Source organism: Thauera sp. (assembly GCF_035444905.1).
In the GTDB taxonomy this organism is placed as follows: Bacteria; Pseudomonadota; Gammaproteobacteria; order Burkholderiales; family Rhodocyclaceae; genus Thauera.
Genome location: NZ_DAOMPS010000057.1, coordinates 1 through 10,733 on the forward strand (window position 1 = coordinate 1; position 10,733 = coordinate 10,733).

At 68.6% G+C, this 10,733-nt stretch carries 20 protein-coding genes; all 20 read right to left on the minus strand.

Features of this window, described 5'->3' with window-relative positions; genetic code table 11:
• Positions 1–314: hypothetical protein (locus PLC66_RS18760; protein WP_324543338.1), on the minus strand; the 314-nt coding region annotated here is incomplete at its 3' end.
• The gene (locus tag PLC66_RS18765) at positions 315–461 is read right to left on the minus strand and encodes a hypothetical protein (protein ID WP_324543340.1); all 147 of its coding nucleotides are present in this window, start codon (positions 459–461) and stop codon (positions 315–317) included. It abuts the gene before it with no gap.
• A gap of 11 nt (positions 462–472) precedes the next feature.
• A complete protein-coding gene (locus PLC66_RS18770) occupies positions 473–895 on the minus strand; it encodes a gene transfer agent family protein (RefSeq protein ID WP_324543342.1) in 423 nt (140 codons plus the stop codon).
• Positions 892–1,335 (minus strand): phage tail tube protein, encoded by a 444-nt coding sequence (locus tag PLC66_RS18775; protein ID WP_324543344.1) that lies wholly within the window; start codon positions 1,333–1,335, stop codon positions 892–894. Before PLC66_RS18775 ends, PLC66_RS18770 begins: the two co-directional genes overlap by 4 nt.
• 90 nt (positions 1,336–1,425) lie before the next feature.
• Positions 1,426–1,842: a DUF3168 domain-containing protein gene (locus tag PLC66_RS18780; RefSeq protein WP_324543346.1), complete on the minus strand. Its 417-nt coding sequence runs from the start codon at positions 1,840–1,842 to the stop codon at positions 1,426–1,428.
• Positions 1,843–1,851: 9 nt separating this feature from the next.
• Positions 1,852–2,286 carry an HK97-gp10 family putative phage morphogenesis protein gene (locus tag PLC66_RS18785; protein ID WP_324543348.1) on the minus strand — a complete coding sequence of 145 codons (435 nt, stop codon included), beginning with the start codon at positions 2,284–2,286 and terminating at the stop codon, positions 1,852–1,854.
• Positions 2,287–2,640: a phage head closure protein gene (locus PLC66_RS18790; protein ID WP_324543350.1), complete on the minus strand. Its 354-nt coding sequence runs from the start codon at positions 2,638–2,640 to the stop codon at positions 2,287–2,289. It abuts the gene before it with no gap.
• A gap of 284 nt (positions 2,641–2,924) precedes the next feature.
• Entirely contained in the window at positions 2,925–3,107 is a 183-nt protein-coding gene (locus PLC66_RS18795) for a hypothetical protein (protein ID WP_324543352.1), read from the minus strand.
• Positions 3,107–3,520, minus strand: a complete 414-nt coding sequence (locus PLC66_RS18800) for a hypothetical protein (RefSeq protein WP_324543354.1) — start codon at positions 3,518–3,520, stop codon at positions 3,107–3,109. The genes PLC66_RS18795 and PLC66_RS18800 overlap by 1 nt, the downstream gene beginning before the upstream one ends.
• 12 nt (positions 3,521–3,532) lie before the next feature.
• Entirely contained in the window at positions 3,533–3,892 is a 360-nt protein-coding gene (locus PLC66_RS18805) for a hypothetical protein (protein WP_324543356.1), read from the minus strand.
• Positions 3,893–3,901: 9 nt separating this feature from the next.
• Positions 3,902–5,020, minus strand: a complete 1,119-nt coding sequence (locus PLC66_RS18810) for a hypothetical protein (RefSeq protein WP_324543359.1) — start codon at positions 5,018–5,020, stop codon at positions 3,902–3,904.
• Between the two features lie 4 nt (positions 5,021–5,024).
• Positions 5,025–5,741 carry a LamG-like jellyroll fold domain-containing protein gene (locus PLC66_RS18815; RefSeq protein ID WP_324543361.1) on the minus strand — a complete coding sequence of 239 codons (717 nt, stop codon included), beginning with the start codon at positions 5,739–5,741 and terminating at the stop codon, positions 5,025–5,027.
• Positions 5,741–6,223, minus strand: coding sequence for a hypothetical protein (locus PLC66_RS18820; RefSeq protein ID WP_324543363.1), 483 nt, complete (start codon positions 6,221–6,223; stop codon positions 5,741–5,743). The genes PLC66_RS18815 and PLC66_RS18820 overlap by 1 nt, the downstream gene beginning before the upstream one ends.
• A complete protein-coding gene (locus PLC66_RS18825; protein ID WP_297972479.1) occupies positions 6,223–6,585 on the minus strand; it encodes a hypothetical protein in 363 nt (120 codons plus the stop codon). Before PLC66_RS18825 ends, PLC66_RS18820 begins: the two co-directional genes overlap by 1 nt.
• Before the next feature lie 63 nt (positions 6,586–6,648).
• Complete coding sequence (locus PLC66_RS18830) at positions 6,649–7,203, minus strand: head-tail connector protein (RefSeq protein ID WP_297972482.1); 555 nt, start codon at positions 7,201–7,203, stop codon at positions 6,649–6,651.
• Entirely contained in the window at positions 7,200–8,420 is a 1,221-nt protein-coding gene (locus PLC66_RS18835; protein WP_324543366.1) for a hypothetical protein, read from the minus strand. Before PLC66_RS18835 ends, PLC66_RS18830 begins: the two co-directional genes overlap by 4 nt.
• Positions 8,401–9,774 carry a phage portal protein gene (locus tag PLC66_RS18840; RefSeq protein WP_324543368.1) on the minus strand — a complete coding sequence of 458 codons (1,374 nt, stop codon included), beginning with the start codon at positions 9,772–9,774 and terminating at the stop codon, positions 8,401–8,403. The genes PLC66_RS18835 and PLC66_RS18840 overlap by 20 nt, the downstream gene beginning before the upstream one ends.
• Before the next feature lies 1 nt (position 9,775).
• A complete protein-coding gene (locus PLC66_RS18845; protein ID WP_297972489.1) occupies positions 9,776–10,009 on the minus strand; it encodes a hypothetical protein in 234 nt (77 codons plus the stop codon).
• On the minus strand, positions 10,002–10,385 hold the full coding sequence (locus tag PLC66_RS18850) for a hypothetical protein (protein ID WP_297972492.1): 384 nt from the start codon (positions 10,383–10,385) through the stop codon (positions 10,002–10,004). The genes PLC66_RS18845 and PLC66_RS18850 overlap by 8 nt, the downstream gene beginning before the upstream one ends.
• A gap of 3 nt (positions 10,386–10,388) precedes the next feature.
• A partial coding sequence (locus tag PLC66_RS18855; protein WP_324543371.1) for a hypothetical protein occupies positions 10,389–10,733 on the minus strand: 345 nt, incomplete at its 5' end.

The window sequence follows — 10,733 nt, forward strand, 5'->3', positions numbered from 1 at the left end:
AGGATTTGCGGGGCCTGCTGGCCGAAGACCCGCATGGCGCTGGTGCCCATGCTGAGCTGCACGGCCACGTCCTGCGCCTGGAGTCCCATGTTCGTCAGGGCGTGCCGGAAGTTGATGACGTTCCCGCGCGTCGCCTGCGCTGCCTGCCCGAACCGCCGGAAGCCCGTCTCGGCTGCGGTGCCCACCCCGGCCGCGTCCGCCTTGATCTGGCGAAGCTGGTCCCGCGTCAGCCCCGACGCCTTCCGCATGGCGTTCTCATACGCCTTGAAGTCGGCCGAGAGCTGGACGACGAGCCGTTCAACGTCTTGCGCCATTCAGTGCATCCGCCAGTTCTGAACGTCTTCCCAGATCAGGTCTTCCTCGGCCGCTGTCATCCCGCCGGGCTTCTGCGGCGTGTGCGCTTCGGCCCACCCCTCCAGCGCGACGCCAAGCTCCCAAACGCTCAGCGCCTTCACGTCCACGGGCGAGAGACCTATTGCGGCACCTGCGCCGAGGGCTTCACCGAAGCGCCACTTGCCTCGCTCGCCGGCTGCGATCCCGGTTCCGCTGCGCTTTTTTTTTGCGCCTCGTCCGGAGCCCCCATCAGCGCCGCCGAGAGGACCGCCTGCGCGTGGAGCAGGCACTCCATAGGCGGGCGGGCCTCGACGTAGGTCCGGACCAGCCGGAGAGCATCGGACGGCTTCATGCCGCCGCCGATGAGCCCGAGGCGCAGGACATGCACGATGTCCTCGACACGCCACCCGCGGTTTTCCGCGGTAGGGAGCATCAGGCGGTTGAGAACCCACACCGGGCCGGCGTCGGTCTTCTCCTGCAACTCCATCAACTCGCCGTAACGAAGGCAGAAGCGATAGGTGCCGTCCGCGAAGTCGAGGTCTATGGAGGCGTCTCGGGTCACAGGGGGGTCCACCCTACCGTCATCTCTCCGTCGCTCTGCATCGACACATCGACGGAGACCTTCTGGCCCTGCTCGGCGGAGACGCCGAAGCTCTCGATCTGCATCGCGCCCGTCATCGTGAGAACGCCGGTCGTGTAGGTGACGGTCACCGTGACGTTGACGCTCGCCGTCGTGTTGACCGCGGCGAGCCACGTCTCGATGCTTTCCGCCGCGAGGACTCCGGACCCGGAGACCGACGCGGAGAGGGAGACCACATCGCGCCCGAGCCAGTCGGGGGCGTCCGGGTCGTCGCAGTCGGGGATGTTCACTTCCGCGAGGTTGCGGGTGAAGTTGAACGCCTTCGACGTGAAGCCGCAGGGGGCGGTGAAGACTTCCGGGCTGCCGCCATCGCCGAGCGCGATGATGAAGGACCCCGGACGGGCCGTGGTGGGTTTCGCCATTTGGGTGGCTCCATCTGAGGGACTGGCGCGTCATCACGACGGGCCGGGCGGCTTGCCGAAGGCCGTTTCAGGCTCCCCGAAGCGGGGATTTCAGGGCGTCTCTACAAGCGCCCGAAATTCGAGGATGGCGTGGCTGGTCAGGCCGTCCGGGTCGCGAAGCGTTCGCGTGGTCCCATGCTCCAGCGCCACGAGGGCGGCCTCATCCAGATCTATGTCGGCGTTGTGCAGCGCGGCCTTCACCGCCGACGCGATCCGATGCACTTCTGGGAACCCGACCGCGCGCGACCACGCTTCAATCGTCACGACGATCTCCGCCCCGGAGATGCAGTCGGCGTCGTCTGTGATCTCCTGAAAGTCCGCGACGTTCACGAAGGGGAATGCCGCCGTAAGCGCACCGCCAGTGTCGCGCGGGACGTGATCGTAAACCCTGTCCCCCACAAGCGCGGCCAGAGCGCCCTTGAGGCGCGGGACAATGGCCGCGTGAAGCTCCGCCGCTGGGCTGGTCATCGCTTCACCTCAACTGGCCGCCACCCGCTTTGCGGCGCGGCGGACCGCTGCCCTGATCTTCGACCGCGCATTCTTCCGGTTGGCCCGCCAGCTAACGAAGAAGAACGGCCGAGCCGCCATTTTCACCGTCCCGAACTCGACGAAGGTGCCGTAGAATGTCTGGTTGTCCGCGGCGTAGATCGTGATCGTCAGGTCTTCGCGCTGCTCACTCTGAAGCGTTGCCACCCCAACGCTGCCGTTCGGAGCCCGCCGGCCCCACCGCCACCCGATGCTGTCCCGAAGGTCCGGCTTCCCTGGCTCCACCGGAACCAGCCGGCGCATCATGTCGGTGATCTCGTCGGCCGCATCGCCGAGGGCATGGTAGATTTCCCCCCGCATCGCCTGGGGGATGATCGTCAGCTTGCGGAGAAGCTTCGCCTCGTTCCGAACCTCGGCCTTGGCCATCTAGACCGCTACCCCGCTCTGGCAGAGGATCTCGACGACCGCAGGATAGACCTCCGGCGGGCCTGCGACCGCATATTCGGTGCCGGTCCGCGCGTCCGTCACCTTCCACTCCGACGACACCTGCCGCGTGAGCGGAGAGGTCCGAACCCGGACCAGAAGCGTGTTGCGGCCCTGAAGCCGGCCAGCGATGACCGCTTCGCCGCTATGGCGGAAAACGAACTCCGCCCAAACCTCACCTTGATCCTGCCACTCGCCCACGGTGTTGCCGTAGTCATCCGGCGCGTCGGGGTTCGTCTCGACCCGCTTCGCGAGCGTCACCCTCTCGCGCAGCTTCCCCGCTTCGATCGTCTTCATCGGGCTTCTCCCACGGGATCAGGCGGCCGAGCGCATCCTTGATGAAGCGACGGCGCCTGGCGCAGCCCTCGCAGGGCATCAGCGACTCACGCCAGAGCCAGTCCAAACCGGCTTGACGATCCAGTAGGGCGCATCGGGATCGTCGCAGTCCGGGACTGCCACGAACTCGGCCCGACGAGCCGACCGCGCCCCGCATCCGTCGCACTGCGACCCTACGGCCAAATCCGAGCCGCAGTAAGCGCACACGCAGAAAGCGGCCCGAGGCGCTGGCTGGCGCACCCCGATCACGCCTTCTCCGCCTTTCGGAGAGCACCCTGCTGGCGCATGACCTCGGGCGAGATCTCCACCAGCGTGCGGCGGTCCCCCGTGACCAGCTTGCCGAGAAGCTTGCCGTCCACGTAGACCTCCACGAGCGAGCCACTCTCGCCGAAGGCAGGGCGGAGCTCGACAACCGGCAGATCGGCCATCAGGGCGCCGTCGCGACGTTGGTGATCTGGAAGTCCACCATGAGCACCGCCGCGTCCTTGGCGTAGCCGATCTGCACGATGTAGTCGCCGCCGGTAACGTCCGCGAGCGGGCAGATTTTTCCCGGATCGTCGGAGAGGTAGTAGAACGTCCCCGGCGTCAGAGTGGCACCGATGGTGATCGGACCGGCTTTCAGCCACCGCAGCGGCTGGCCGTCGCTGGCGCCGTTCAGCGCGATGCCCTTGGGGGCGCGCTCAAGGGCCGTGTCCTCGTCGGCATCGGCAAGCAACGCCTTCTTCGTGGCCGCCTGGTAGATGACTTCGCCCGCCGTGATGGTCGTGCCCGCGAGGCCCTGGTCCTGGACGGACCCGGCGCCCGCGATGACGTTGGCAGCGGTGATGGTGAGGTTCGCCATTGCAGTCTCCTGTTACGCGTGGGTGATCGTCGCCGAGCTCAGGGTCACGTCCTGCCCAGTCGCGATGTTGGTGTTGTCGAGGATGATGTCGGCCGCCGAGGTGCCAACGGTGAGCCCGGTCAGGTGGGCCGACCCGCCGCTGGTCTTGATCTGCGCCTTGGCGGCGGTCCCCGAGCCGCTGGCCGCGACCGTCGCGGCGTCGAAGACCAGCGTCCAGACTGCGCCGGAGATGTCCCCTCCGTCGGTATCGAGTCCGAAGGTCGCGAGCACCGCGTCCGCCGAGGTCAGGATTTCCAGCGTCCCGTTGGCGAAGTAGTCGCGGGTCGCGGTCATGCGCGCCGTCTTCACGGCGGTGTTGTAGGTCACAGCCATTGTCGGCTCCTATGAGGGGATGCGTCGTGTCGTCGAAAGGCTCGCCGGTCGGCGGGCCGTGGATCGGGCGTCGGCTCGCTCTGCCGTCGAGAGAGAGGCCGGCCGGAGACCGCTCGCCCGCGTCGGCCGGCGGGGCGGCACCTGAATGCCAGCGAAGGTGTCGCTGCCCATCTCCTGCGCAGCGAGCCCACCCTGGATGAGCACCAGGCCGTGCGCCGCGGCGAGGTCGCTGCCGGTCTCCTGCCCGGCCAACGTTCCGGTGCTGGATGGGAGTTGGGCGACGCTTCCCACGACCGCCGCAGTATCGGCCCCGGTCTCCTGCGCGGCCATGTCGCCAGCGACCGCGACACCGCCAGCGAGCGCCGCGCCATCGGCTCCGGATTCGGCGGCCGCCAGCGCGCCCGCGACGAGCACCGCGCCAGCGGCGACCATCTGGTCCGCGCCCGCCTCATGCGCGGACATCGTCCCAGCCATCTGCTCGGCGGTGCCCTCGAGGGCGGCGACGTCAGCGCCGGACTCCACCGCAGCCAGAGCACCAGCAACCGGTACGGCCCCGGTGAAGGCGCCAGCATCCGACCCAGCGTCAGACGCCGTGAGCGCGCCGCTGACGGCCACCGCGCCCGCGGCGCTCGCCGTGTCGCTCCCGGCCTCTGACGCCGCCAGCGCGCCCGTTGCGGCGACGCTGCCGGCAAACGCCGCCGCGTCGGAACCGGTCTCTGCCGCATCGATCGATCCGACGACCAGAACGCTGCCGACCATCGCCGCGCTGTCCGCGGCTTCCACCGCCGCCATGCCCCCTGAGACCCCGACGGCACCGGAGATTGCAGCGGCATCCGATCCAGACTCGGTCGCGGCTAGGGTGCCCGTCCTCTCCGGGAAGGCTACCGTGCCCTCCGCCGCGGCGATGTCCGATCCGGCCTCGGTCGCGGCCAGCGCGCCGGTGACGAGAACGTCGCCGGCGAGAGCCGCTACGTCAGCGCCGCCCCCGGTCGCAGCGAGGGTGCCGGCAACCAGAACCTCGCCGGCAAGGGCCGCAGCGTCGGCGCCGCTCTCCGTCGCAACGAGCACGCCGGTCGAGGTGCCCGCCCCGGCCGACGCCAGCGGGAGCGGCAGGAACCCGATCGCCATGCCGTCACACCATCAGCAGCTTGCGGGTGTTCCACTGGAGGCCTTGGTAGTCCGCGTAGATCGGCGGATGCGGCGCCAGCGCCGGCATCACCCCTCCCCATGCCCGCGCCCCGCCCCGCTGGTAGAGCGGATCGGGACGGCCGTTCCAGAGCGGCAGGTACTCGACCAACACCGGCTGCAGGTGAGGCATGCTCAGCGGCCCCCTCCGGGCGAGCTGGTGGAGCATGCTGTTGTCGAGCTGGCCCCCGTCCGGCTGCACGTCGGCATCGGCGAACCAGAACTCAGCCATGCGGCCGGCGAAGAACCCGCTCGGGCTGCCGTTGCTCCAGTAGGCGCCCAGGGTCATCCGATCGAGCGTCGTCGGGCTGACCGACCCGGTGCTGTTCGAGTGGCTGACGTTGCCGTTCGCCCGCAGGACGGAGAGGCGCCGGTTCGTGGGCGAGATGAACCGGCCGACGACGTACATCCACTCGTTGTAGCCGATCGTCGCCAGCACCTCGCCCTGGTTGGCGGAGCCGCTCCAGTAGTCGAGCCGCAGGTTGTTCCACGGATCGTGCCAGATCTCCCAGGCGGGATCGGCGCTGGCCGCGCCCATCGACCAGAGGTTCTTGTAGTCCTCGGCGCCGACGTAGAGCCAGAACCCGATCGTGAACGGCAGCGTCGTCACGGCGGGGGCCGCGATCTGCAGATACTGGCTGGTCCCGTTGAAGGCGACCGCCATCAGGCGCTCTCGTACTTGACCGGGCGGTACTTAACGAAATGGTTCCCGGCGGTCGCGTGCAGGGCGACACCCGAGCTGTTCAGCACCCAGACGCCCCACTTCTCCGGCAGCAGCCCGCCGAAGAGGGCGGCGACGCTGCCGATGTAGAATTTGTGCGTCACGTTGCTGGTGTTCGTCACCTGGATCACCTGCGCCAGCCGCAGGAGTGCCTTGTTCGAGGGCGTCAGCCCGGCATCGCTGCCCGACGCCCCGCCGGAGTAGTCCGAGCCGTCCCCTGCCGCATAGAGCCAGATCTCGATCTGGCTGTTGTTGGTTGGCGTCGTGCCGGTCGTGATCTGGCCCCAGAGCTCGGCGTCGATGGCGTCGTCGCTGCCGTTGTCGATGGCGGCGCTCGCGCGACCCGCGGTCGTCGAGTTGGCCAGCGAGGCGAGGGTGATCGTCAGCGCCGTCGCGCTGCCTTTGGCGGGGGTCGCGGTGGCCATCAGCTTAGCGTCGCCCCCCAGTAGAGGAGCTCCACGCCAAGCCGCGCCTGGAGCTCGGCCAGAACTTGCGTCGCCTGCTGATCCAGCATCTCGACCCTCTGCTGATCGTTCAGCGCCGGATTGTCGGTGAAGCTGAAGACGCCCTCGATCACGGTCCCCGCCAGGATGGCGTTCTTCTCTGCCGTGCTGATCTGACCCGGGTCGTTGCCTTCGGTCATCACGGTCTTCGCGCGGCCCGACGCCACGAGCGCCGCCGCCCAGGAGACCCCGGCGAGATTGTTCCCTGCGGGCGTCGCCGCGTGCACGACGATGGTGTAGGAGCGCGAAACCGGGTCGCCGGCGAGGACATGCAGCCTGGCCATGCCGCCCTCAGGCTTCGGTTCCGGCGGCGGTGTTGCTGCCGGTGGTAGCGACGATGATCGTGGTCACACGAATAGCCTCCGATGAAGGTTCAGAAGCGCCGCAACCCCGAACGGGAGTTCGTCGAGCTTCTCGCCTGACGCTTCGCGGTTCTGGTACCAGTGGCCCACGAGCAAAAGGACGGCCTGCTGGACGTCCTCGTCCGCCGCGCCAACCACGAACTGCACCCGCACCGCGTTGATGGTCGCCATCGTCTCCGGCCAAACCGCACCCTCGGACAGCATCACCCACCCGCGGCGAGAAACCGTGTCAACACGGTAGTTCGCGGGGTCGACGGTCTGCTCCACGCCATCGGGGTCGTCGTACTTGATACTCGTCACGCTCGTGATCGGCCCGATTTCGAGGTCGATCTCGGCCGCATTCGCGGGGAAAGCGTCGAGCACCTGCTCCCAAGTCTGCGGAACGAAGGCGGTCCCGCACCACCGTTCGGCATACGCCGTGGCAGCGCGGATTTGCGCCTCGATCAGATCATCCTCCACGTCGGAGTCGATGCGGCTATTGGCGCGCGCCTGCTCGACGGTGACCAGGAGGGTCGGGTCGTCCACCCGCCGCAGGGTCATTTCAGCCTCGACAGCACGGGATAGAAATCCACCTCGGCCACCGAGCCGTCGCCATTGGTCAACCGCAGCATCCCATCTTCGGTGACGGTGCCCTCGATGACCGGAGCGCCGGGCCGGCCGGGGATGCCCTTGCCGGGCTCGCCGGGCTTCCCGCGCCCACCCTTCGAGGCGACGAGTTGCCACCCATCTCCCGGGCAGGGGCCGGGATCATCCATCTTCGCCACGAAGCCGGAGCCGTCCAGCGCCACCACGTCGAGGCGACGGTATGCCTCTTCCGCCGACCATGTGCCGCGGACGGTCATGCTCTCGCCCGGATCGCCCTTGTCGCCCGCCGAGGCGAGGCAGGCCCAATCCTCGTGCGGCGGCTCCTTGCCGGTGTCCCGCTGCGCCTGCCAGAGCGCGCCGCCGTGCCGCACAACATCGCCCTCGCGGTGCACATCATCGATCCATGCCTTCGCGACAGGAAGCCGACCCGGAGGGCCGCGCAGCTCGTCCTTCGTGGGCATCGCAGCAAGAACCCGCGCCACGATGGCGTCCTCGTCCGCGTCCTTCCCTGGCTCGGCCGGCGGGAGGGCCGCCACGGCCGCGGTCACGGCCTCAGCTACCGCCGCGCGCATTTCCTCAGGGTCGGCATCTTTGCCGGGCGCCACTGGCGGCAAGGCCGACACAGCGCGCTCCACATGCTCAGCGATCAGCCGCTCGACCTCGTCCTGTCCCGGCAACGCATCCACGGCAGCCCGCACGGCGGCCTCAACCAGCGGCGCTACATCCGGGGGTGGTTCGATGCCTGCCACGGCCGCGCTCACGGCCTCCTGCACCATCCCAGCCACGTCGGGCAGCTCAGGCGCCTCCGGGATCTCCAGCTCATCGAGCGCGCGCCCGATGGCCTCGATCGAGGGCCGAAGTTCGGCGGCAACGTCCCGCGCCTCCACAGCCGCCAGTCGCGCTTCCAGAGCCTCAGCGACGAGCGCCGCGGTGACCGCTGGGTCGGCATCCTTCCCCGGCGCGCCGTCCTTCACCGCGGCCAGGCGCTCTTCCACCGACCGACGGACTTCGCTCTCCAGCGCGGCGCACCGAACCTCGGTCTCCACAAGGCGCGCGCTCAGGCCCGCGATGAGCGCGTCCGCCTTCTCCCGGTAGACCTCGAGCTGCCGCTCCGCGTCCGCGATGACCCGGCCAAGGGCGCGCTCCAGCGCCTCAGTGTAGGCGGTGGTCATAGAGGCGCCGGAGGATCGCGTCGGGATTGGCTCGTTCGGCATCCTCGGGCTCCTCGGCCTCGTCCGGGGCCGGAGGCGCGGGCGGGGCCGGGGTCGCCGGCTGGGCCACCTGGCCCTTCTCCCACGCGCTCAGCGGCACGTCCTGTTGCTGCACCCGCGGCTCCTCGCCGTAGCCGCCAGGAACCTTCGGAAGTTCCATCTGCGCGCGCGCCTCATCCGGCGCGAAGACCCCGCCCTGAACGCCGCGCGCAAGAGCCTCGATCCGATCCTTGAACGCCGAGCGCATCAGGGCATCCGTGTCGAACTCGACATATTCCTCGGGAACCCCACGAAGGCCGAACATCCGGCCGAAGGCTTCCTCGATATGGTTCAGGCAGAAGCCGAGGCCGCTGGCCTTCCACGACTGCATGAGGCTTTCCGTCGATCCTTGCACCGGCCCGCCGAGGCCGAGAATATGGAGAGGCACGCGGTAGGCCAGCGCGATGTCTTGGTCGCTCTTCTTCAGCAACTCGGCTATCTCGGCGTCCCTCGCCGTCGTGGAGACAGTGACAGGCTTGAGCCCCCCGGTGAGGATCGGAGTTCCGCCAGCGCCCTCGCCACGCGTCTGCTCGTTCCACCGAGCCCGGAGCTCGGCCGCTTGCGTCGCCGTGAGAACCTGATCTGTCGAGAGCATGATCGATGGGCGCGCCTGGTTGCTGAAGAAGGCGATCTGCTGTTGCAGAGCCGCATTCCCCATGGCCTCGGACAGGGCCGCGGCAAGCAGCGGCGTCTCGCCCTTCAGCGGGTGGCGCGGCGTGTGGAGCCGGACGTGCATCACGTCCCGGGCCGGAACCGCTGCCAGTGCGCCTAGGCGGGAGTCGATGATCTCGTTACCGCCGAGCGCGTAGAAGATTGAGCCGTCCTCTGCGACGCGCGGGTAGCACGAGCGCGACTGCATCAGGTGCATCTCGGCGATCTCGAATCGATCGTTCCGGATGGCTAGTGCGTAGGCGTTGCCATCTGCATAGAGGCTGCGGGTCAAGTTCAGCAGGAAGTCAGAAATCGACTGGTAGTCGTTCGGCTTCCTGAGAATGCGCGCCAGAGCCGAGGTCGTGACACGCTCCCGGCCGCCGTCCGACTTAAGCCGCCAGTGGTCGCCGGGACACATGGCCGTGGTCTGAGAATAGGCCGCGATGCACGCTTCGACCATCGCCGAAGCGCCGGAGTAGGGTCGCGGGTTCTGGCCCATCTGCCAGAAGTTCCACGGCGTGCCAGCCGGCAGCCAGCCGTCGCCCGTGAAATAGGGGCCGGGGTGAAATTCCCCCTCGGCCCCCTTCCCGACGAAGGCGCCCTTGACGCGCGACCACAGGCCCAAGTCAGTCCGCCTTCACCTGACGCGTGCGATAGGCCCGCTTCGGTTTCTCTGCCGTCATCTCGCGCGTGCGATAGGCGGCGATCTCCTCGGCGGACACCATCCGCGAGCGGGGGCCATGCGGCTTGTAGGCCACCGCACGGCCGTCCTTGTGTCGAAGGATGCCGGCGTCGTCCGGGGCGATCTCGAGCGGATCGCCCACGGCGCCGTCCTCCATCACGTACCAGGTCTCACTCATCGGAGACCGTGATCCGGAAGGAGCCGTTCTTGCTCGCGCCGGCCTGCGCCAGCACTATCTTGACGCGATCCCGGCCGAGCGCGATCCGGTCGTTCACCGCCGTTCCGGACCCCGCGTAGAGCGAGGCGACGCCGGCCGTCGAGCACGTAGCCGCGCGCGGGCGCACGGTCTCCGAGGCATTGACGTTGGTGTCGGTCCAGATGTTCTCGCCGGTCACATCCGACGTGATCGTGAAGTCGACGCCATCGGTGTAGGGGTTGCTGCCGGCCTTCACGTACTCGACGGACTCGATGAAGCCCGAGAGCCAGGGCGAGTAGTGCGTGCCGACCTGGCCCGACGTCGAGGGCGCGTCGATGACATGGGTGCGAACGGTCATGACTCAGCCCTCGATCAGGAAGTGGAGGGTGCCGGACTTCGACACGCCGCCGTCCGCGACCACGATCTTGAGCCGGTCGCCGCCGATGGCGATGCGGCCCTGCACCGCGGTGCCGCCGCTCGCATAGAGCGACGCCGCGCCCGCCGTGGTGTGCGTCGCGGCGCGAGGATACCGCGATGCCGAGGCGTTGACGGCCTCCTCCGACCAGACGGTCTCGCCGGTCGTCTCGTTCGTGACGACGAAATCGACGCCATCGGCGAAGTCCGTCTTCACGTAGCGGACAGAGACGAGATGCCCGAAGATCTTCGGGGTGTAGACTTCCGCATCGCCGTCGGCGTCAACGGTGAT

Excerpts from the sequence above, each read along its gene's own strand:
- PLC66_RS18805 (WP_324543356.1), bottom strand. The coding sequence starts at position 3,892 with ATGGCTGTGACCTACAACACCGCCGTGAAGACGGCGCGCATGACCGCG.
- PLC66_RS18835 (WP_324543366.1), bottom strand. The coding sequence starts at position 8,420 with ATGACCACCGCCTACACTGAGGCGCTGGAGCGCGCCCTTGGCCGGGTC.
- PLC66_RS18785 (WP_324543348.1), bottom strand. The coding sequence starts at position 2,286 with ATGGCCAAGGCCGAGGTTCGGAACGAGGCGAAGCTTCTCCGCAAGCTG.
- PLC66_RS18800 (WP_324543354.1), bottom strand. The coding sequence starts at position 3,520 with ATGGCGAACCTCACCATCACCGCTGCCAACGTCATCGCGGGCGCCGGG.
- PLC66_RS18820 (WP_324543363.1), bottom strand. The coding sequence starts at position 6,223 with ATGGCCACCGCGACCCCCGCCAAAGGCAGCGCGACGGCGCTGACGATC.
- PLC66_RS18810 (WP_324543359.1), bottom strand. The coding sequence starts at position 5,020 with ATGGCGATCGGGTTCCTGCCGCTCCCGCTGGCGTCGGCCGGGGCGGGC.
- PLC66_RS18825 (WP_297972479.1), bottom strand. The coding sequence starts at position 6,585 with ATGGCCAGGCTGCATGTCCTCGCCGGCGACCCGGTTTCGCGCTCCTAC.
- PLC66_RS18815 (WP_324543361.1), bottom strand. The coding sequence starts at position 5,741 with ATGGCGGTCGCCTTCAACGGGACCAGCCAGTATCTGCAGATCGCGGCC.
- PLC66_RS18830 (WP_297972482.1), bottom strand. The coding sequence starts at position 7,203 with ATGACCCTGCGGCGGGTGGACGACCCGACCCTCCTGGTCACCGTCGAG.
- PLC66_RS18845 (WP_297972489.1), bottom strand. The coding sequence starts at position 10,009 with ATGAGTGAGACCTGGTACGTGATGGAGGACGGCGCCGTGGGCGATCCG.
- PLC66_RS18850 (WP_297972492.1), bottom strand. The coding sequence starts at position 10,385 with ATGACCGTTCGCACCCATGTCATCGACGCGCCCTCGACGTCGGGCCAG.
- PLC66_RS18780 (WP_324543346.1), bottom strand. The coding sequence starts at position 1,842 with ATGACCAGCCCAGCGGCGGAGCTTCACGCGGCCATTGTCCCGCGCCTC.
- PLC66_RS18795 (WP_324543352.1), bottom strand. The coding sequence starts at position 3,107 with ATGGCCGATCTGCCGGTTGTCGAGCTCCGCCCTGCCTTCGGCGAGAGT.
- PLC66_RS18775 (WP_324543344.1), bottom strand. The coding sequence starts at position 1,335 with ATGGCGAAACCCACCACGGCCCGTCCGGGGTCCTTCATCATCGCGCTC.
- PLC66_RS18790 (WP_324543350.1), bottom strand. The coding sequence starts at position 2,640 with ATGAAGACGATCGAAGCGGGGAAGCTGCGCGAGAGGGTGACGCTCGCG.